General features: G+C 62.0%; 21 protein-coding genes. 11 read left to right on the top strand and 10 right to left on the bottom strand.

Translation table 11 applies throughout. From position 1 onward, the window contains the following. The first annotated feature begins 203 nt into the window (after window positions 1-203). The 4 genes from QRN11_RS12570 to QRN11_RS12555 all read left to right on the top strand — a co-directional run bounded on the left by QRN11_RS12570 (window position 204) and on the right by QRN11_RS12555 (window position 5,064). Window positions 204-1,283, top strand: a complete 1,080-nt coding sequence (locus QRN11_RS12570) for a tyrosine-type recombinase/integrase (RefSeq protein WP_285251300.1) — start codon at window positions 204-206, stop codon at window positions 1,281-1,283. A gap of 22 nt (window positions 1,284-1,305) precedes the next feature. Beyond that, the gene (locus QRN11_RS12565; protein ID WP_285251241.1) at window positions 1,306-1,608 is read left to right on the top strand and encodes a helix-turn-helix domain-containing protein; all 303 of its coding nucleotides are present in this window, start codon (window positions 1,306-1,308) and stop codon (window positions 1,606-1,608) included. A 629-nt stretch (window positions 1,609-2,237) separates the two neighbouring features. Then, a complete protein-coding gene (locus QRN11_RS12560; RefSeq protein ID WP_285251240.1) occupies window positions 2,238-3,305 on the top strand; it encodes a site-specific integrase in 1,068 nt (355 codons plus the stop codon). Between the two features lie 1,375 nt (window positions 3,306-4,680). Then, a complete protein-coding gene (locus QRN11_RS12555; protein WP_285251239.1) occupies window positions 4,681-5,064 on the top strand; it encodes a hypothetical protein in 384 nt (127 codons plus the stop codon). 110 nt (window positions 5,065-5,174) lie between these two features. On the opposite strand, the gene QRN11_RS12550 is transcribed toward QRN11_RS12555, so the two are convergent. From QRN11_RS12550 to QRN11_RS12540, 3 genes are read right to left on the bottom strand one after another with little or no spacing between them, the layout of a single operon-like run. Continuing rightward, window positions 5,175-5,690, bottom strand: a complete 516-nt coding sequence (locus tag QRN11_RS12550) for a single-stranded DNA-binding protein (protein ID WP_285251238.1) — start codon at window positions 5,688-5,690, stop codon at window positions 5,175-5,177. 52 nt (window positions 5,691-5,742) lie between these two features. After that, window positions 5,743-6,048 carry a hypothetical protein gene (locus tag QRN11_RS12545; protein ID WP_285251237.1) on the bottom strand — a complete coding sequence of 102 codons (306 nt, stop codon included), beginning with the start codon at window positions 6,046-6,048 and terminating at the stop codon, window positions 5,743-5,745. After that, the gene (locus QRN11_RS12540; RefSeq protein ID WP_285251236.1) at window positions 6,045-6,326 is read right to left on the bottom strand and encodes a glutaredoxin family protein; all 282 of its coding nucleotides are present in this window, start codon (window positions 6,324-6,326) and stop codon (window positions 6,045-6,047) included. The genes QRN11_RS12545 and QRN11_RS12540 overlap by 4 nt, the downstream gene beginning before the upstream one ends. Window positions 6,327-6,907: 581 nt before the next feature. Between QRN11_RS12540 and QRN11_RS12535 the strand changes: the two genes are divergently transcribed. Next, complete coding sequence (locus tag QRN11_RS12535) at window positions 6,908-7,135, top strand: DUF2188 domain-containing protein (RefSeq protein WP_285251235.1); 228 nt, start codon at window positions 6,908-6,910, stop codon at window positions 7,133-7,135. Window positions 7,136-7,469: 334 nt separating this feature from the next. On the opposite strand, the gene QRN11_RS12530 is transcribed toward QRN11_RS12535, so the two are convergent. The 7 genes from QRN11_RS12530 to QRN11_RS12500 form a co-directional block, all read right to left on the bottom strand. Further along, a complete protein-coding gene (locus QRN11_RS12530) occupies window positions 7,470-8,816 on the bottom strand; it encodes a ParB/RepB/Spo0J family partition protein (RefSeq protein WP_285251234.1) in 1,347 nt (448 codons plus the stop codon). Window positions 8,817-9,292: 476 nt separating this feature from the next. Then, window positions 9,293-9,598, bottom strand: coding sequence for a hypothetical protein (locus tag QRN11_RS12525; RefSeq protein WP_285251233.1), 306 nt, complete (start codon window positions 9,596-9,598; stop codon window positions 9,293-9,295). Between the two features lie 187 nt (window positions 9,599-9,785). Next, on the bottom strand, window positions 9,786-10,694 hold the full coding sequence (locus QRN11_RS12520; protein ID WP_285251232.1) for a DNA-processing protein DprA: 909 nt from the start codon (window positions 10,692-10,694) through the stop codon (window positions 9,786-9,788). A 515-nt stretch (window positions 10,695-11,209) separates the two neighbouring features. Next, window positions 11,210-11,362 carry a hypothetical protein gene (locus QRN11_RS12515; protein ID WP_015061970.1) on the bottom strand — a complete coding sequence of 51 codons (153 nt, stop codon included), beginning with the start codon at window positions 11,360-11,362 and terminating at the stop codon, window positions 11,210-11,212. A gap of 200 nt (window positions 11,363-11,562) precedes the next feature. Continuing rightward, window positions 11,563-12,576, bottom strand: a complete 1,014-nt coding sequence (locus QRN11_RS12510) for a DUF4192 domain-containing protein (RefSeq protein WP_285251231.1) — start codon at window positions 12,574-12,576, stop codon at window positions 11,563-11,565. A 593-nt stretch (window positions 12,577-13,169) separates the two neighbouring features. Next, window positions 13,170-13,520: a DUF8317 domain-containing protein gene (locus QRN11_RS12505; protein WP_285251230.1), complete on the bottom strand. Its 351-nt coding sequence runs from the start codon at window positions 13,518-13,520 to the stop codon at window positions 13,170-13,172. A gap of 77 nt (window positions 13,521-13,597) precedes the next feature. Next, on the bottom strand, window positions 13,598-14,029 hold the full coding sequence (locus QRN11_RS12500; RefSeq protein WP_285251229.1) for a hypothetical protein: 432 nt from the start codon (window positions 14,027-14,029) through the stop codon (window positions 13,598-13,600). Window positions 14,030-14,568: 539 nt separating this feature from the next. Here QRN11_RS12500 and QRN11_RS12495 point away from each other — a divergent pair. The 6 genes from QRN11_RS12495 to QRN11_RS12470 all read left to right on the top strand — a co-directional run bounded on the left by QRN11_RS12495 (window position 14,569) and on the right by QRN11_RS12470 (window position 18,133). Continuing rightward, window positions 14,569-14,874 carry a hypothetical protein gene (locus QRN11_RS12495; RefSeq protein ID WP_285251228.1) on the top strand — a complete coding sequence of 102 codons (306 nt, stop codon included), beginning with the start codon at window positions 14,569-14,571 and terminating at the stop codon, window positions 14,872-14,874. Window positions 14,875-14,919: 45 nt separating this feature from the next. Then, window positions 14,920-15,936 carry an ATP-dependent DNA ligase gene (locus QRN11_RS12490; RefSeq protein WP_285251227.1) on the top strand — a complete coding sequence of 339 codons (1,017 nt, stop codon included), beginning with the start codon at window positions 14,920-14,922 and terminating at the stop codon, window positions 15,934-15,936. 212 nt (window positions 15,937-16,148) lie between these two features. Then, a complete protein-coding gene (locus QRN11_RS12485) occupies window positions 16,149-16,481 on the top strand; it encodes a hypothetical protein (RefSeq protein WP_285251226.1) in 333 nt (110 codons plus the stop codon). Further along, window positions 16,462-16,776, top strand: coding sequence for a hypothetical protein (locus QRN11_RS12480; protein ID WP_285251225.1), 315 nt, complete (start codon window positions 16,462-16,464; stop codon window positions 16,774-16,776). Before QRN11_RS12485 ends, QRN11_RS12480 begins: the two co-directional genes overlap by 20 nt. Further along, window positions 16,766-17,164, top strand: coding sequence for a hypothetical protein (locus QRN11_RS12475; RefSeq protein WP_285251224.1), 399 nt, complete (start codon window positions 16,766-16,768; stop codon window positions 17,162-17,164). The genes QRN11_RS12480 and QRN11_RS12475 overlap by 11 nt, the downstream gene beginning before the upstream one ends. A 519-nt stretch (window positions 17,165-17,683) precedes the next feature. Further along, window positions 17,684-18,133 carry a hypothetical protein gene (locus QRN11_RS12470; protein WP_285251223.1) on the top strand — a complete coding sequence of 150 codons (450 nt, stop codon included), beginning with the start codon at window positions 17,684-17,686 and terminating at the stop codon, window positions 18,131-18,133. The last annotated feature ends 5 nt before the right edge of the window (window positions 18,134-18,138 follow it).

Raw genomic sequence — 18,138 nt, 5'->3', positions numbered from 1 at the left:
CCGCTTCGCGGGCGAGCCAACGGCCTGAGCTGTCCCGAATCCCGTAAGTTCGTCCAGAAGACCAGGAGGCCATGTTCTGCACGGATACTGGCCACGATCCCCCTTTCGCACCCGATATGGATATTTGACACTTTTTCATGATTCCTGAAGTTTCCGTGATATTCATGATGAGTGCAAAATATTGCTGAACCCAAAGCTACGTGATGGTGCTTGCTGCCGTCCGATCTATCGGATTCAGCCGCGCTCTGCGCTCTTCCCAGGACGAGGAGGACTTTGAGCAGGAACTTGCAGATCAATTTGCGCTGGCCCAAATTGGCGCCGGCGTCACGGACCAATTTGTCAGGACCGAGCGCTCCATCATCTTCGAGTTTGCCCGCTTCCTGGAACGGCCACTGTGGACGGCTTCGCCGTCTGATGCCGACCGGTTCCTGACGCATCTGCGGCACGAACGGCAACAAGCCCGGGCAACGCGTGAAAACAAGGCCGGTACGCTGGCCAGATTCTTCGACTTCCTGATCGCGAGATATCAGGCAGATATCCATGCCCTAACCGGTTACGTAGTCACACAACCAATTGACGAGTTCAATCGTCCTTCCAGCTCCGCGTCGCCCGCTATCCGAGTCCCGCCAACAGACCCGGAAGTTGAGGCCCTCTTCACGCACTGGCGTGACGCCTTACCCGATGCGCGCAAGTACTTGCCCGCGGCCCGCGATTACCTGGCTGCCTCGTTGTGGCGCCGCGCAGGACTGCGTATCAACGAGACGGTGATGCTGGATATTAAGGACTGGCGCCCCGACCTTGGAGAGCACGGCAAGCTCCACGTCAGGTTTGGGAAAGGCAGCCGCGGCCGCGGCCCGAAACCACGCCTTGTCCCTGCGATCAACTCCGTCGACAGGTTGATGGACTGGTGGCTGACGGACGTGCGCCACCAATTCGGCGATGACTATCTGAATCCCGACGCGCCCCTGTTTCCAAGTGAGCGGCACGACCGGCATACCGGAGGCCGTGCCAGGGCCGGTGATGATGCCCTGCGAGACGGGCTGGCCGAGGCGGTCGAACGTTGGTTGCCCTCCTGGAAGGGACGGCTGAGTCCACATGGACTCCGCCACTACTGCGCGTCTTCCCTCTATGCTCGGGGCTTAGATCTGAAAGCGGTCCAAGAGCTGCTCGGACATGAATGGCTGTCGACCACAACCCGATATATCCACGTCCATGCGAACCACGTCGACCATGCCTGGGCGGTCGCAAACGAACGCGTGGCTGCCCGGCTGACAGGAGAGTGACAGGATGCGTTGGAACCTACGGATGGTCGCCGCTGAGCGCGGGATCTGGAAATCGACAGAGCTACGTCGTCGGCTTGCCGATGCCGGGCTCGACATCAGCACTGGCAAAATGTCAGGACTCTGGACCGGAACACCGACCACGATCCGGCTCGAAGACCTCGATGTAATCTGCACCGTTCTCAATTGCTCACCAACGGATCTGCTGATCTGCGAACCTGAGAAGGTCGCCGCCGCCCGTCCGAAGTTGGCCGAAGCCTCATCAGCCGGAGCCGCGTCGACGATCATTCCCCGGCTCGGGCGCAACCGGACCAAGCCTCCGGCGTGAGGGGAACTAATCCCCCGCGCCTATGCACCACGTGTGGCTTGCAGCCGGTCGCGTGGAGCCATCCCCGCCGCACCAAGTTCTGCTACGACTGCATGCCCGGAGGGTCGGTCGTGCCGCCGCCGTGCCGGCGTTGCGGACGCTCCGAAGGCTATTACTCCGCAGGACTTTGCGACCGCTGCCATCGCAGCGCACCTGATCCTGTGTCCGCGTGCAGGGACTGCCATGCCTGGGGCGTGGGCCGGACTAACCAGTGGCTCTGCGAGGCTTGCCGGTTCTGGCGAAGAAAGTACGCGGTAGGAACCTGCAGAGCCTGCTCCATAGTCGCCTCCGTCAACGATGAGCAAGGGTGCCGGCTCTGCTGGAGCCAGTTCATCACCGCCGGGGGCAAGAGCAGCGGCAAAGACCTTCTGGCGGCCAACCGCTTCGGCCAGCAGCTGTCCATAGCCAACCTCCGTCATGCGAGCGTCGGGCAACACCGCGGCACCCGCCGACACCGCCCGAAGCCGCCCAGTACCGTCCCGGCGCCGACTTTCACAGCTGTGGACCACCGCCAACTCGTGCTGTTCACCGCAACCCGAGATCTCACCAGCGGACGAACCTACGGATTCCCTGCTCCAGGCGAACCGGCAATGGCGACCTTTCTTGATAAATTCCTCATCGACCACGCCAACACATACGGATGGAGTCTGACGGCAATCAAAAGCGCCCGCCGCGGACTGACCATTGCTCTCGGGCTCCAAGACACTCCGGGTGCGCCGCTACGCGCAACCGACATTCTCAATCTGCAGCAAATCGGAATCAACACCTTGCGGTTATTGGAAGTGTGCGCCGCAGCAGGCCTGCTAGAAGACGACCGCGAACCCGCCGTCGATAAGTGGTTCAGCACCGCCGTCGCTGACCTGCCCGAACAAATGCGGAACGAGCTCAGCCGGTGGTACGCGATCATGAGCAACGGCAGCAGCATTCCGCCCCGCAGCAAGCCCCGGTCGGAACAAACCACACGCCTGTACCTGCGTTGGTCTCTGCCGGCTCTGCGCGCCTGGGCTGCAGGCGGCCACACCACCCTCCGGGAGATCACAACGGAGGACGTCAAAAATGTCCTTCCCGCTTCCGGCAATCCGCGCGCAAGAATGGGCCAGGGCCTGCGCTGTCTGTTCCGGGTCCTCAAAGGCCACCGCATCACCTTTTTCAACCCGATCAGCCCTATACGAACCGGCACACATGAGACGCGCCAACCCATGCCTCTTGCCTCCGCCGTGCTCCGCGACGCGTTCAACTCAGAGGACCCGGCACGGGCCGCACTCACCGCGATAGTAGCCTTCCACGGGCTGAGATCCGGCCAACTTCGCAAGCTGCGACTGACCGACATCCACGACGGGCGCCTCCACCTGGATAACCGCGTCATCCCACTCCCGCAGCCAGTCAGGGACCGCTTGGCTGCCTGGCTGTCCTACCGCGAACAGCGCTGGCCAGTAACGAGAAACCCTCATGTATTCATCAGTAGACGCAACGCGCTCGATACCTCCCCCGTCGGCTCCCAGTGGATCACCACGTCGATGGGCATGACCGTTCAACAAGCCCGCGAAGACCGGATCCTCCACGAACTGCAATCCAGTAAGGGCGACCTCCGCCGAATCTGCGACATGTTCGGACTGAGCATCGCGGGAGCCACCCGATATGCCACAACGAATGCGTGAGGTTCCGTTGATCCCTCCTGTCAGCACTCCATATCAGCGAGAGCCTGCTACTGACCCTTCCCACCTGCCGGGTTAGCACTTGGTCGAACGTCGACGTGCGGGTAACTCGTGCCAGCCGCTACTCATATTCCAGGTTGCACTAGCTGACCTAGGCGAAAATACTTGACAGCTCTTGTCACAGAATATTTTCATGTCATAGACTCCTCCCATCTCGATGCCGAGATTTTTCATCCTTGGGGGAGGACGAATTGATAAAACGCCAAAAAGTTGCGAAGTTCTCTGCAATTACGGCACTTACTGCATTATTTCTAATGGTCGTATCACCTGCCGCTCAGGCCTACTACTCCTACCGGTATTTCAGCGGCTACAGCTATGCGAATCAGTACTGGACCAGCGCCATGGGAACGACCTACGGCGGATCGTCAAGAGTAGGAACCGGTAGCGCTTGGGGATCGGCGAACACTTCGTATGTAGCCACGTTTGACTCGAACACCGGGTACTGGATCGCTAGCGCTTCAGCCGGCTCCGACACTTGGTCCCAGCTCAATCACCTCGCTTACTATCCGGCATACAGTCAATGCTGGTGGAACTCCAATTACGACAACCCTGGACAGCCGCAGCTACTCTGCAACCAGTTTAGGGACTGATAAATGTTTTCCGTAAGTATGCATAAGGGGACCGGATCAATGAGGCGTCTATCAACAATTGTAATTGCGGGAACACTTCCACTAGCTGCACTTCTACTAGGAGTTTCTCCGTCATTAGCACAACCCATCGCCAACCTTGACAACGCAGCATTGGTTCCGGCGCTGGCCCAGCCGCAGACTGATATTGATCGGGCGGTTAGCACCAGCTTGCACAGGAGCTTGGTGGATAAGTTGGATCCTTCCACTGTGCGGCTCTTGGGGGAGAACTCACAGGGGAAGTTCATAGTTGCCTTGAACAGCACGGGCGAAGAGGTTTGCATCATCAGCCAAATGAGTGACGAGCTGCAAATTACTGGAACCTCATGCGCCCGAAAAGAAAAGTTTGCCCAGGACGGAGTGAGCGTTGGACTCCAAGGAACCCGCCTCGCGACCTCGGGGAGTACAGTGACTTATCTACTTCCGCTGGGCGTGGATGCGGCTCCGTTGAAAGCTCTCACACCTACGGCGGAAGCAACTTTGAAGGGTCGTGCAACAACGCATCTCATAGTGCAGACAGGAAGCGATCGACTCCCAGATAAAGCAGAGCTAAAGAGAAGTAGCAGCCCTGTCACCTTCAAGTTCCAAAAACTTCACGTAGCCGGAAGGTAGCCATGACGCCGAGAGCTGACACACAGACGAAACTTGGGGCAAGCCAGGTAATTGTCGCTGCGCTCCTAACCGCAGTCACCGTGCTGGTTATCGGCTATCTGTCGGCCCAGATTGATGGGGCCATCAACGGGTACCTTATTGACCTCAGCGGCAAGCCGGGGATCGCCATCGACAAGCGCTACCCGTGGGAGCTGCAGGCGGCACTGCTCCTTGTAGGGCTTGCAGCCATCGCAGCATACAGAAGGTTGGCCACGTTACGAGCTGTGCGTATTACCGTTCTCGGGATCCTCATCGTGGGCATCCTCGCAGCCGGAGCTGCGTACATGCCAGCTCAATCGACAATGCCTAATCTCTTCTCCATCAGCGCGGTTTACGGTGGCGTCTCACCTTTCACCCTTGCTGCTCTTGCAGGCGTACTTGCTGACCTGTTTCTTGGGCGACAGCACGAATCAGAATCGCTGTGATCGAGTGAAGGAGGGGATCGAAGCCATCGATCCCCTCCTTCTTCGCATTCCTGGCCGGGATGGCCTTATGGGTCGTCACAAGGTGAGGCCCCGAGCAGCCAATTCTTCTTTCAGTTCAGGGTGCGCGTTTGACCCTGAGAGGTGAACCAAGGGTCATTTTCAGGGAAAGCCTCGCTGACATCTTGACCACGTTCAGAACCCACGGACTTCCCAGCCCCAGAAGATTCCTTTGGGCGTGAGTTCGCGCGGCTTGACCCTTCAGCTTTCCCGAACCCACGAGGGACCGCCGCATACCGAAGCGACAGCCCGATCTCGTCAACCTCGAACTCGATTACGGTGCGCTTCTCCCCCGCCTTCGTCTCGTACGTGCGCGGCTTCAACCGGCCGCTGGCCACCACGCGGCTGCCCTTAGTCAACGAAGCTGCAACGTACTCGGCCGCTTCCCGCCAGACCGTAGACCGGAGGAAAAGAGTTTCGCCGTCCTTCCACTCACCAGAGGCCTGATCGAGGACGCGCGGCGTCGAGGCAATCGTGAAGTTCGCGACCGCGGATCCCGAGGGAGTGAAGCGCAGTTCGGGGTCGTTGGTGAGGTTGCCGATCACGGTGATGGTGGTTTCGCCTGACATGGTTTCGTTCCTGTTCTCTTTGGTTTCGTATGGCGGTGTTGGTGCTGGATGGTTACGGTGCTGTCGCGTCCCAGGTTTCGAGGTCTGCGTCGTACAGTTCCTCTAGCCGGAGGGAGATTCGTGAGCGGTAGATCTCGGTGAGCAGTCCCCGGTTGCCGGCTTGATACGGAGGCGCATCCGGGGTGTCTCCGGGCAAGGTGGTGTCGGAGTTGTAGAAGCGTTCCTCCGCTCCGCCGGCGGGTTCGTCCAGGAAGGCCAGGGCGTAGGCGGCGGCGTTCAGCTCGGGATCGTGCCGGAACTCTTCGGGGGCGTGGTGCCGGTCGAGGATGGCGGTGATGGTGGTGTCCTGGATGCTCATGCGGTGGCCCCTTTCCGGGCATGGTGGTTGATGGAGGCGGTGACGAGCTTGTCCCGGCGCAGGCCGCACCAGCGGTCCTGGTCATCGGAGTTGTTCAGGACGACCGGAGCCTGGGAGAATCCCAGTTCTTCGGTGATGTACTCCAGCGCAGCCGGAACTTCAGTGATGTCAACGGCCGTGTAAGTGATGCCCTTGGAGTCGAAGTATTCCTTCGTCTTGTCGCAGTTTCGGCAGTCGGGCTTGGTGTAAACCGTGTAATCGGTAGGTGAAGCAGTCATTTTCAGCACCTGGTTTCGTATCAAAATTAGTTTCGTTCGTCTGGCTGACTTGCTACCTCAATTCTAGCAATCATTCACGTGAATGAATAGTGGTTTCACCGCTAATTCTAGGCTTTTTTGAACGAGTTTTTCTGCAAAAGGTGCGATTCCTCCTTACTGCACCACGGGTAGGGATGGTGATTTCCGCCGCCGGCTACTGTGGTCATCCCCGAGGGTTCGCCAAAGCGACAGCCCCCATGCGCCTGAGAAGTCCCTGCCCATTCTCGGTGACGCTAGGCCCCCACCTGACCTGGCTGCGGGAATGAGTGTCGTCCCTGCTGGAGGAAAGCCATCTGCAGCGGCGTGTGTGGGCCGGCGACGCGAGTCTTACAGACCATGGGAAACGGAACCGCCGATTGCTGCCCAACTTGAAAAGTAAGCATGCTTGCTATTAGGTTTGGTGTCAGCTTCTCCGCCTGTCCCCCATCAGGCGGAGTGGTTGCCAGGGAGGCCCCGCTTTACGACTCGTGCTGCGGGGCTTTTCTCTACCCGCCTACGGGCGCAAAGGTGTCAATTATCCGGATCGGCAGAGGGAGCGCGCAATGGCTCAGGGTGACATTGAGACGTACTACGAAGACGGTTCGTGGAAGAACAAGCGCGAGGGCGCTGATCGCGCGTTCGGCGCCGGCTACGGCACGAAGGATGAAGCGGCAGCTGTCGGCCGGGATACTGCAAAAGCGGACAAGGTCGAGCACGTCATCAAGAACCAGGACGGCCAAATCGGCTCGAAGAACAGCTACGGCAATGATCCTCGGAACGTCCCGGGCTGAATCGACACAGGGCTCCGGATCCCCCCGTTAACCCGGAAAGGAGCCGGCATGTGCCGGCTCCTTTCGGGTTTCTCTGCAAGAAATCTATGGGTCAGTCTAGCTGACGTGATGGCCGCGTTCTTTTCCAGCCTCATTGCTGGAGCGCGGCACCTGTTCTATGTTCCTGGTTCCTGGCGCAGGACGGCGGTCCGCCGCTGGTGAGCGGGTCATGTGGTTCGCCCTGGGCGGCGGACCGCCCGACTTCTGGAAGGTTCCTGGCCCTCCTGCGGTGATTGGGCTGGGAGCCTGTGCCGGGCGGGGTTCGGTATCCGCCGCCCGGCACAAGAGCCGTGGCCTATTCGGCTGTCTCAGCCTTTTGTCCGCTGTCGATGATGATTTTTTCGACCTCGCTTGCCGTGTATCCCCAGAGGACCAGCTGGTTCAGGTAGTCCCGATGGGTTTGGCTGGGTGAGCGCCACGAGTCTTTTTGGATGGTCTTTTCGTACCCTGCGCAGATCAGCGCGATCAGGGAGAACTCCGGCCGTGCGGTGGTCTTGGCGACGTGGTCCCTGAGCGGGTTCCATGCCCACTGATTGGATTCTTCGACCTTCGCCCCAACCATTTCGGCGGCCACCTTGCCCTCGTAGCCGCTGGCCGTTTCGGGGTGATGGGTGATCGCGTGGACGGTGAAGTACTGCCAGCCCTTGGGGGCCTGCTTCTTTGCCAGCAAGTTTTTGACCCATCCACGCCTGACCACAGTTGCGGACTGCATCAGTTTATTGTTTTCGATCAGGGTCTTCCGTTCGGCCTTCTGTTCCTCGGTCATCGGCCCTTTCGGGGCCAATGACGTGCCGTAGCCGCTGTAGTAGCGGAGGGTGAAGCCGAGGTCTTTCCAGCCGGTAACAACGGCGACGGCGGAGTGCTCGCCGCGATAGTCCGTCTCGATGAAGACGGCGTTTCCGTCCTCGTCAGTTGCTGGTTCCCCGTCTGCCCTTTTCAGGGATGTGACTCGAAGTGTTTCGCTGTCCTCCCCGTACCCACATTCCGGGACAACAATCGTTCCGGCCGCTTCCAGCTCGGCGGTGAGCGCGGCCAGCGCGGCGGCGCGGTCGCGCTTGTCACGCAGCTGCTGGGTGACGTGCAGGAGCATGTCGGGTTCGTCCATGATGACCGATTCCAGCTCAGCGGTCGCTTCCTCGTCTGACTCAAATTCGGCCAGAATCAGGGCTTCTTCGACCGTGTAGCCCTTGCCCAGCGCGGCGGCTCCGGTCTCGGTGGCCTTGGCTTTGAGGGCGGACTCGACGGAGGTTTTGGTGCGCCCGGTCTTCTTGGCGATCGCGGCGGCCGAGACGCCGATCAGGGACAGCTGGTGGTAGGCGTCGGCTTCGTCGGCTTCGGTCAGTTCGGCGCGCTGGATGTTCTCCACCACCTGAGTGACGATGCGCTCGGCCTCTTCCGGGCTGTCGATGATCATGACCGGGATCAGGGGACGCGCGGCTTCGACTGCGGCGCGGGTGCGGCGCTGGCCCATCAGGACGTGCACGGTTCCGTCGTCCTTGCGGTGGGCGATCACGGGTTCCATCACACCGTGTTCCTTGATGCTGGCGATGAAATCGGGAGTCAGGGCGGCGTCCTTGCGGACGTTGATATCGACGGTCAGGGTTGCCGGGTCGAGCATTTCGAGCGTGGGTGTTGCGTACATGGTTTTTTGTCCTTGCAGAGACGTGGGGGTTTCGGGCGACCTACGGTGACCGGCCAGCTTCCCCTCTCCCCCGTTGTTTTGGCTGCTGGCGAAGCTTGCGGAGCTGTGGCCGACGGAGGCCTGTCTACCCGTAAGGGCAAGGGGCGGGAAATTCCCGGAGGAAATCAGCGACGAAGGAGCGCCGCAGGGACATTTCCTGAACCGCAGGCCCCGACGAAGGAGGGGCTAGACCGGCCGGAGCGGACACGTACAATCCGTCAGGACAGCAGCCAAAAAGCGTCGCAGACAACACAGGGCCAGGGACGGCGGAGCCCTGCGGAGCCGGCACTGGACCCCACAGCCGACCGCGCCAGCGGACGCCCGCTCTTAGGGCGAGCCCTGCGAGCATTTGTTTGGAGATGCGGGAGGACCGGCACCAGGCGGTGCCGGTCCTCCTCATTCAGGTTCTTATGGACGTCCCACAGGTTGTCTTACTTCTAGCGTTGGAAGAAGCGGACCAGTTCCGTGATGGTCAGAATTATCCCGGTAACTACTGTGGCTGCACCGACGACCAAGAGGACGCGGGCTCCGGTTTTCCGTTGGTTGCTGGCAAGTAGAGCTGTTCCGAGGTTGAGGATGCCTGCGCCGCCAATACCCACTGCCGGGGCGTAGTGAAGCGGTGCCAGTAGGGCTGCCAGGAAGAGGTATACGACCCCTAGCCATGCAAGGCGGCGCGCTTTCCTGTACCTCTCTTCTTCGGTCAAACGATCTACTCTTTCTTCCGCTGTATACATCAGGCTCATTCTTCCTTCTAGTCTCTGTGAATCGTATCTGCGGCCGCCGACATCCTTCCGGCCGCGAATGCAAAACATCTGCTTCGCTCCTGCGGCGGTGTGGCGGTCCGTCGCCAGCAACCACCATCAACGCCAGCCCCGTGCGGCGGACCGCCAGCGGTGACCGGCCCCCGGAAGGACCGGCCACCTTGCGTTTTTAGCCGGCGAGCAGTTCGGTGAGTTCTGCAGCGTCGGTAACCAGCACCGCGCCGCCTTCCTTCAGGAGCCGGTGGCATCCTGCGGAGTTGGCGCTGTGGACACTGCCCGGGACGGCCGCAACATGCCGGGCAATGGTTTCGGCGTGATGGGCGGTGTTCAGCGCCCCGGAGCGCCATCGGGCCTCGACCACGCAAGTGACCCCGGCAAGGGCTGCAATGATGCGATTTCTGAGAAGAAAACGATGCCTAGTAGGTGCCGATCCTGGAGGTAACTCCGAGACTGTCAGGCCGTTGGCACGAATCGCGGCCGCGAGGTCCGCGTTTCCGGACGGGTAGTCCCGGTCAAGTCCCCCGGCCAGGACGGCGATGGTGGCCGGGCCGTTGCCGGTGCTTCCAGCCAGTGCTTCGCGGTGGGCGTGGGCGTCGATGCCGTAGCCGAGTCCGGCGATGACGCAGATTCCGCGCTGGGCCAGGCTGTAGGCGAGGTCTCCGGTGACGGCCGCGCCGTAGCTCGTGCAGTCCCGGGATCCGGCCAGTGCCGCACAGTTGGACGGGTCGGGGATTCCGTTACCGATGGTGCCCCGGTACCAGAGGCCGAAGGGCGCGTCCGGGAGGTCGTCCAAGCCTGCGGGCCAGTGCTCATCGCCGGGGATCAGGAAACCGCCGCCCAGGCATTCGATGGTGGCCAGGTCCCTTTCCGGGTCCAGCTCCGGCACGCGGGGTGCCCAGCGCTTCAGCGCTTCGACCAGTTCCTCGGCTGTCACGTCCGGAAGGGTGCGGGCAGGTTGGGCGCCAGTGGCGAGCCGCAGCGCGGCGTACGCGCCGAGCCTGCCCACAAGGGTCCGCCCAACGGTGTCGTGTGGTTCGAACAGGCGGGTAAGGGCTGCGCGTGCAATACGGTCGTTCATGTTGGTGTTGCTCCTTTTTGCCGAAAGGGTTGGTGGGTGGGGCGGCTCAGGTGACCGGCCAGCGTCCCCTCTCCCCCCGTTGTTTTGGCTGCTGGCGAAGCTTGCGGAGCTGTGCCCGTGCAGGCCCGTCTACCCGCAGGGCAAGACCCGGAAAATCTTCGGAGGAAATAAGCGACGAAGGAGCGCCGGAGAAGACTTTTGCGGGGCGCAGGCCCCGACGCAGGAGGGGCTAGAGGGGCCGGAACGGACACGTACAATCCGTCAGGACAGCAGCCAAAACGTCGCAGACACAAAAGGGCCAGGGACGGCGGAGCCCTGCGGAGCCGGCCCTGGACCCCACAGCCGGCCGCGCCAGCGGACGCCCTTATCGGTGTGAGCCCCGGCGAACGCCCACTCCCCCGGTCCACAGCTACATGCCTGCGCGCATGAAGGAAGGCCGGCACTGTCCGTGCCGGCCTTCCTGTATTTCCCTCGGCAAAAGGAAATCTGTGGTGCAGCGTCAGTGCTGCTTACGGTTACAGCTCGTAGTGTCGGTGGTCTTTCCGGGGCCGGTCTACCGGGCCGGTGGCTGGGCCTGCGGTGAGCAAGCTCAGTTCCAGGATGTCTTCAAGGGGGCTCGCGTCCGGGGCAACGGTATCGTCTTCGGTCATGCGGAATTGATCTGCCACGCTCGGGACTCCTTGGCTGTACGGGACGGCGGTGTCCTTTCACAGTATCGGCAGTTCCTGCGCGCTGGCTGGAAGTCGCGGCGCCCGCGCAGCGTGACGCGGCCGGCGGAGCGAAGCGGGGGAGGCCGCCGCACACCTGGCGAAGATCCCGCGAGGGGAGGGCCGGACCCCCTCAGTGGTGGAGTCCGGCCCTGTCGAAGCTAGCGCTTCAGGCGGCGGTCATAGGCCTTTTTCGGGTCCCGGCTGCAGTCTGCCAGCAGGCCGCGGTTGACCAGTTCGCCCAGCAGTTCGGCCAACCGGTATCCGCCGGTGTCCTCCAGCGCGAGCTTGAAGTACCGGGCAGCGAAACTGGACTGTCCTTTGAGCCATTCCAGCCAGCCGATCAGGCACAACATGGGGGCACGCTGCCCTTCCGGGGTGGCCTTCATCAACTCGAACGCGACTTCCTGCGCCCTGTCCACGCGGGCCCAGTCCGGGCGGGCGAGAAACACACCAAGCATGACGGAGGTGAACTGCTCGGGCGCGTGCGGGACGATGTCGCCCATCATGTAGTCCCGGATGGTCGGGTGCTGCAACGCTCCTGCCAGCTGGTACGCGGTCTCGGTCGTCAGGCTATTGGGATCCTTCAGCACCCTGGCCCAGGCAGCACGACTTGCTTCGAGGTCTTCCGGCCAGCCGTCAGGCTTGTGCGCGGTGATAGCCTCGCGGGCCCCCTCGTCTCCGATGAAGGGTGCCGGTGCGATGAAGCCGGTCACGACGCTCCCCCGGTAGATCAGGGCGGCGTTGCCGTTGCTGGTGGTGATCGCATCCAGCGGCTGGTCGGGGCAGCAGCCGGTGTCCGTGCAGTGGTAGTTCCGCCACAATTCAGAGGTCACCAGCCATGCGTCCTGCAGGGGCATTCCGGCGGTTTCCAGTTCGGTGCGCAGCGCCTGCACGTGCCCGGCGTAGGGGCTGCTGCCGTCGGTGGTGCTCTCGTCGGTGTAGATGACCAGCAGGCTGCCGGTGGCCGCCTCGTCAGCGGTCAGGTAGCTGACGATGGTTTGGGCGTAACCAACGGGATCCGGCCCGAACGGGGCATCCACGCGCAGGGTCGCGCCGATCTTGTTGCCCTGCATGGTCAGGGCGACAAAGGATTCCGTGGGAGTCTGTCCCAGCGTGTGCGGAATGAAGGCCAGGACATCGGCCGGGCCGGTGAATTTGATGAAGTCGTTCATGGTGTTGCTCCTTTTTTGCCGAAAGGGTTGGTGGGTGGGGCGGCTCAGGTGACCGGCCAGCTCCCCTCTCCCCCCGTTGTTTTGGCTGCTGGCGAAGCTTGCGGAGCTGTGCCCGTGCAGGCCCGTCTACCCGCAGGGCAAGACCCGGAAAATCTTCGGAGGAAATAAGCGACGAAGGAGCGCCGGAGAAGACTTTTGCGGGGCGCAGGCCCCGACGCAGGAGGGGCTAGAGGGGCCGGAACGGGCACGTACAATCCGTCAGGACAGCAGCCAAAACGTCGCAGACACAAAGGGGCCAGGGACGGCGGAGCCCTGCGGAGCCGGCCCTGGCCCCCACAGCCGGCCGCGCCAGCGGACGCCCTTCAACTGGTTGCAGCGCAGCGGAAACCAGGGCGAGCCCCGCGAGCCTGCCTTCCACCCCGGCCATTGGACAACCACGACACCGCCAAACCCTGGCTTGCCGCCGGCGGCCGCCGCCCGGCACCTGGTTATTGCGGGATGGGCGGTCCGCCGCGGCCAACCACCAGCGCAAGCCGGCCACGACGGCGAACCGCCCGCGGTGACCGGCCCCGAAAGACCGGCCACCCTCGGCCCTATTCGCGGCGGTCGTGGAGCGGGACGGCTCCGTAGTGTCCGGCTGCGCGGCGGAACCTGGCGTCACTGCTGAAGATGAACGTGCCGCCGAACATGTACCAGGGTGCACGTTCCCCTGTCGGGGCGACCGGCTCCGCGTGAACCACGGTCTCGCGGTGTAAGTGCTCGTTTTTGACGAGCCGGACGGCGGGCCGTTGCTCGGTGGCCTCGAAAACCGGGTCGATGCCCTCGCCAATGACGGTTACTTCCATGACGCGGGCGGAGATGCCCCGGTTAGAGAAGTCCGTCCCCAGGGCGTCGCGGTAGATCAGGGCCGTGATGCCCTTGGGGGCGGTGGTGTCGTTGCTCATGTACTGGCTCCTTTGAAGTCGTTTGGCGGCTGTACTGCCCGGCTCCAGCCGGGCAGTACAGCGGTTGTCAGTGCTGGTTAGGCCACGTCCGCGAGGGTGCAGGGCATCCGGTACCGGCTGGGTAGTTCGGCGGCGGCCTCCGGCAGGTCTGCCGGGCCGTGGGCCTGCCCGTTCTTCCAGTGGAAGAACGCCTGCTCACTTATCGCGGTCCAAAACCTCGCCTTGGTCCGATAGAAGGTCGTTCGCACGTCGCCTTCACAGTAGGTGGCCATGCCGAACAGGTTCCCGATCTCATCGGCGGTACGGATCCCGGCGACCATGACGTACGGCCACTGGCCCAAGTCCCAGCCGTCACAACCCCAGCTGGGGATCACGACCCAGCCGTGTTCACTGATGACGTCCATCCAGTCGTAACCGTCGTTCACGTGGTAATCGACAAGCACGGGCACATCGTGGACCGTTTCGCCGGTGTCGACGGTGGTCACGGTCCTCTTAGTGACTGCGTTCATGTGGTGATGCTCCTTTTTTGCCGAAAGGGTGGCGGGCGGGGCGGCCAAGGTGACCGGCCAACGTCCCCTCTCCCCCCGTTGATTTTTGGCTGCTGGCGAAGCTTGCGGAGCTGTGGCCGACGGAGGCCTGTCTACCCGGCAGGGCAAGGAGCGGGAAATTCCCGGAGGAAATCAGCGACGAAGGAGCGCCGCAGGGACATTTCCTGCACCGCAGGCCCCGACGAAGGAGGGGCTAGACCGGCCGGAGCGGACACGTACAATCCGTCAGGACAGCAGCCAAAAAGCGTCGCAGACAACACAGGGCCAGGAGGTCCGGAGCTCTGCGACGGCGCCACCTGGCCCCAGCAGCCGGCCGCGCCAGCGGACGCCCAAACAGGTGCGAGCCCTGCGAGCATGCACCATCACTTACCGGTATGGCATGCTCGAAGGCGTAAGCAGCAGGATGTTTACACCCCAGGGCAGAGGGCCCATTCCCACCGGTTGCGGCCCTCTGCTTTGCCCTGGACGGTCATTGGAGTTTTGATAAGAAGGGAAAGCCGATGGGTCTGTGGAGCTGGTTCGCCCGTCGGCGCAAGCCGGCAACGGCTGCTGATCGCCCCGCCTTCGCAGCGGCCATTGAGCCGAAGGACCAGGAGCCGTTGACTCCTGAGCACGTGGCAGATCTGAAAGCGGCGTGGGCCGAACTCGCCGAGGCGGCGAAAGAATCAGCTGCCACCGGTTTTCATGCCTGCTCCCGGGGCGGGAAGCCCTGGCAGGAAGATCCGGCAGCTGTGCGGAGCGTGGCGGCATTACTCCGCCGCGTCGACGCGGAGGACACTGCTACGGAAGGTCCTACCGCAAAGTAAAAGCCAGCACGACGTTCGTGCTGGCTTCTCCTTTAGGCTGGGCCCATGGCCGAGTCACTTCCGCCGGCACTGCACCCACCGGTCGCGGTTGCCCTGGCGAAACTCGTCAAAGCCTTCCCCGGCCCCAACGCACTGCCCGGCGGCCTATGGGCCGAACCCAAATGGGACGGTTACCGCACTACCGCCTTCAATGACGGCGGCAAGGTGACGCTGTGGTCAAGACAGGGCAAGGAACTTACCCGAATCCTGCCGGACGCGGCCGCCGCTCTCGCAGAGCAGGTGCCTCCCGGGGTGGTCCTGGACGGTGAAACCGTCATTTGGAACCGGGACCGGCTGGATTTCGATGCGCTGCAGCAGCGCATGGTCACCTCCAGGGCCGCGCTTCCGGCCGTGGCCAATGAGCTGCCCGCTTCGTTCGTGGCCTTCGATGTGCTGGCCGTTGCAGGGCAGGACACCCGGGGTGTGCCGTTCAGCGGGCGCCGGGAGCTGCTCGAGGTGCTCGCCCGGGACTGGGCCGCACCATTGCACCTCTCCCCCATCACCAGGGACATGGACCTGGCGAAGACCTGGCTGCGGGATCTGCCCGCGACAGGAATCGAAGGTCTCGTGTTCAAAGGCTCCCAGCCCTATGAGGCCGCCAGGATCTGGCTGAAGCTCAAGCACAAGGATTTTTGGGACGTGGTGTGCGCGGCCGTGATCGGGTCCGTGGCCCAACCACAGGCCATCATCGCCGGCCTGCCCATGGGCGGCGAACTGAAGATTGTCGGCCGCTCAACCGTCCTGTCCACGAAGGCCGGGCGTGAACTGGGCCGGCACCTCCACCCGGCCGGGCCCGGGCATCCGTGGCCCGAAGAGATCAGCGAGTCCTCCCTGAACAGATTCAGCAAGGACAAAGGTCCCGTGCGGCTGACACTTATCGAGCCAGTCGTGGTCGAGGTCTCAGCCGACGTCGCCTGGTCCGGCACGTCCTTTCGGCACCCCGTCACTTGGAAGCGAGTCAGGCCGGAGCTGGACCCCGCAGAGGTCAAGGTTCCCCCTGAACTGAACAACAGGCACCGCTGACGACGGCGCTGCGGCGGGTTATACCCAGTGTGGACAGCTTCGAGATTCATCCTCCGGTCTCCACCTGCCCACAATGGGCATAACCCGCTCCGGGTATCCGGGTGCGAGGCCTTTTGTCGTACCCCCGCCCCAAAGTTGATGGAAGCGGCACCCAGTGGATGCCGCAAAAATTTTCCGGTGTTGTTCGAACATATATTCTAGTAAGCGTGGTAATGGGTCCTGAGCAGACCAAGGCGCTGCACGCGCGGTACTCCAAGCGTGCGCAACCATTCGGGCTCACCTTGGAAGAGCTTGATTTCAAACACTTCCCGGTCCACAACGTCTATCCGGGAATCCCGGTCATGGCCTGGCTGCGGTTCCCGAACTGCGCCGAGCTCGTTGAGGGCGAGGTGTTCGCCTGGACGGCGAAGGCCGTCGAGGTCAGGTGGCAGGACGGACCCCTGACCTACCGCACATGGGTCTGGGCGTCCGCGGTCACCCGCCGCACCGGAACAAGCAACAGGAACCTAGGAGAGCGCGTAAAACGTGACAACAACAGCGAATGAAACATCCCTGAAGGTCCCGGTCGATGTGCGGTTTAGCCCCACCGGCCGACCCCTGGCCGTCCGGCATGACGGGCGGCTGTGGGTGATCACCGAAGAACCGGTGCACTGGTTCGAGCGGGACTCCTGGTGGCAAACCCGTACAAGCGCACCTGTCGGTATCGGGAACATCGTTGACGTCGAGTTCTGGCGTGTGCAGGTCAAGCTCTCTTCCACCTCGGCACGGCGGACCTTCCTGCTGCGCCGTGAACCCGCCTCGACCCAATGGCTGTTGGACTCCATCACCGATGCCGGCTGATCTGTACCGCTCCCCCATTCCGCCGCAGCTCTGGGATGCTATCCGCGATGAGTTCGGGCTGCCAGCCTTGGACCAGGTCCGGGAACGGCTCGAAGCCGGCTCCCCGGATCCGGAACGTGCCCTGCGTCAACTCGTTCGTGTCTTCATCGACGAGGGCACTTTTTGTCCTGGATTCCAGTTCCAGCCAGACATGTCACTGAACCCGGTGATCACAGGCCTGTTCCATCGAGCGATGCTGCTGCGGATCCCCCACAACTACTTCGCCCTCTGGATGATGAACCCCTGCCACGCGTTGGATGGAGCACGCCCCGTGGACCGACGCCAGGAACAACACCAGACAGCGCTGACGGCAGCACTGGAAAGCACCTTGGCCAGGGCAGTTGCCTAAAATATGGGGAAGGGTAACTCTGACCGTAGAGGCCGGCGGCGGGCAGCTCAGGTATGTCGAAGCCGAAGGCCCGACGTACGAGGCCCCGAACGCACAAGCCGAGGTGAAATCCCAGCAAGTCCTATCACCGATATGGGCATAGTATGACGGACGAGTGGTTGTAGCGGCCGAGCGAAGGTGTGTTTTGGGACAATTATCAGAGCAGGAATTCGAAAGCATTGTGAACGAGTCCGTGCTCTTCGTTGGAGGAAGCGCGATGGCTTCCGTGTCCGGCCTAAGCGTCCACGTGACGTTTCCTTCCAATTCCGGAAAGACGCATTTTGATGCCCGCTTAGACTTTGATGAAACAGGTTCGTACACGTTGACAACGTTTTACATGGGGACCAGTCCTTCATTCCCTCGGGTTCTTGGTCACCATATCTCAGAATCAATCAGGGCACGTTCATAAACTTCACTGCACGTGCAAGAGAGCGTCAGGCGCCTTGGGAAGGACGGGACAAGGGAAGATAGTCTCATCAAATGGGAACTCGAACGCTTTCCGAAAACCATTTAGTTGAGGATGCGACGGTCAAGGAAGATGACATTGAAGCTTTCCTCCGGCTTCCGAAGGAACAGCGTTTTCAAGTCTTGCGAACACTAAGGCATGAAGCTTCGCTCCTCGCTGGAGGTGGACTTGGGCCAATGGCCGGCATCTATTTTGCAGCGGTTGTCGCCTCTCTTCCCCTGTTGACGGCACTTTCACTTCAAGGAGACAAACAGTGGACGATGGCTGTCTCCGTTGCAGTAGGCAAACTTATGCTCATTTCCGGCCTGTACCTGACGTTTCAAGTCGTTCTCACCCAAAGGCGATACGCAAGGTCTGCGACCCGTCTAGCGTTCTACGAGGAGGCATTGCAGAAGATGCCGGACTCCAATTCACGGAGTTCGTCCCGAGGTGCGCGGTGGTTCACACGTGCCTGGCATTTCTGATTGAA

It is taken from the genome of Pseudarthrobacter sp. fls2-241-R2A-168 (genome assembly GCF_030209335.1).
Classification (GTDB): Bacteria; Actinomycetota; Actinomycetes; order Actinomycetales; family Micrococcaceae; genus Arthrobacter.
Note: the sequence above shows the minus strand (reverse complement) of the source record. Positions and strands in the feature narration are given on the sequence as shown.

Bases quoted from the DNA above. Each gene is read 5' to 3' on its own strand.
- QRN11_RS12500 (WP_285251229.1), bottom strand. From the start codon at position 14,029: ATGAACGCAGTCACTAAGAGGACCGTGACCACCGTCGACACCGGCGAA.
- QRN11_RS12570 (WP_285251300.1), top strand. From the start codon at position 204: ATGGTGCTTGCTGCCGTCCGATCTATCGGATTCAGCCGCGCTCTGCGC.
- QRN11_RS12490 (WP_285251227.1), top strand. From the start codon at position 14,920: ATGGCCGAGTCACTTCCGCCGGCACTGCACCCACCGGTCGCGGTTGCC.
- QRN11_RS12475 (WP_285251224.1), top strand. From the start codon at position 16,766: ATGCCGGCTGATCTGTACCGCTCCCCCATTCCGCCGCAGCTCTGGGAT.
- QRN11_RS12540 (WP_285251236.1), bottom strand. From the start codon at position 6,326: ATGACTGCTTCACCTACCGATTACACGGTTTACACCAAGCCCGACTGC.
- QRN11_RS12525 (WP_285251233.1), bottom strand. From the start codon at position 9,598: ATGAGCCTGATGTATACAGCGGAAGAAAGAGTAGATCGTTTGACCGAA.
- QRN11_RS12545 (WP_285251237.1), bottom strand. From the start codon at position 6,048: ATGAGCATCCAGGACACCACCATCACCGCCATCCTCGACCGGCACCAC.
- QRN11_RS12505 (WP_285251230.1), bottom strand. From the start codon at position 13,520: ATGAGCAACGACACCACCGCCCCCAAGGGCATCACGGCCCTGATCTAC.
- QRN11_RS12565 (WP_285251241.1), top strand. From the start codon at position 1,306: ATGGTCGCCGCTGAGCGCGGGATCTGGAAATCGACAGAGCTACGTCGT.
- QRN11_RS12550 (WP_285251238.1), bottom strand. From the start codon at position 5,690: ATGTCAGGCGAAACCACCATCACCGTGATCGGCAACCTCACCAACGAC.
- QRN11_RS12520 (WP_285251232.1), bottom strand. From the start codon at position 10,694: ATGAACGACCGTATTGCACGCGCAGCCCTTACCCGCCTGTTCGAACCA.
- QRN11_RS12560 (WP_285251240.1), top strand. From the start codon at position 2,238: ATGGCGACCTTTCTTGATAAATTCCTCATCGACCACGCCAACACATAC.
- QRN11_RS12495 (WP_285251228.1), top strand. From the start codon at position 14,569: ATGGGTCTGTGGAGCTGGTTCGCCCGTCGGCGCAAGCCGGCAACGGCT.
- QRN11_RS12510 (WP_285251231.1), bottom strand. From the start codon at position 12,576: ATGAACGACTTCATCAAATTCACCGGCCCGGCCGATGTCCTGGCCTTC.
- QRN11_RS12535 (WP_285251235.1), top strand. From the start codon at position 6,908: ATGGCTCAGGGTGACATTGAGACGTACTACGAAGACGGTTCGTGGAAG.
- QRN11_RS12530 (WP_285251234.1), bottom strand. From the start codon at position 8,816: ATGTACGCAACACCCACGCTCGAAATGCTCGACCCGGCAACCCTGACC.
- QRN11_RS12485 (WP_285251226.1), top strand. From the start codon at position 16,149: ATGGGTCCTGAGCAGACCAAGGCGCTGCACGCGCGGTACTCCAAGCGT.
- QRN11_RS12470 (WP_285251223.1), top strand. From the start codon at position 17,684: ATGGGAACTCGAACGCTTTCCGAAAACCATTTAGTTGAGGATGCGACG.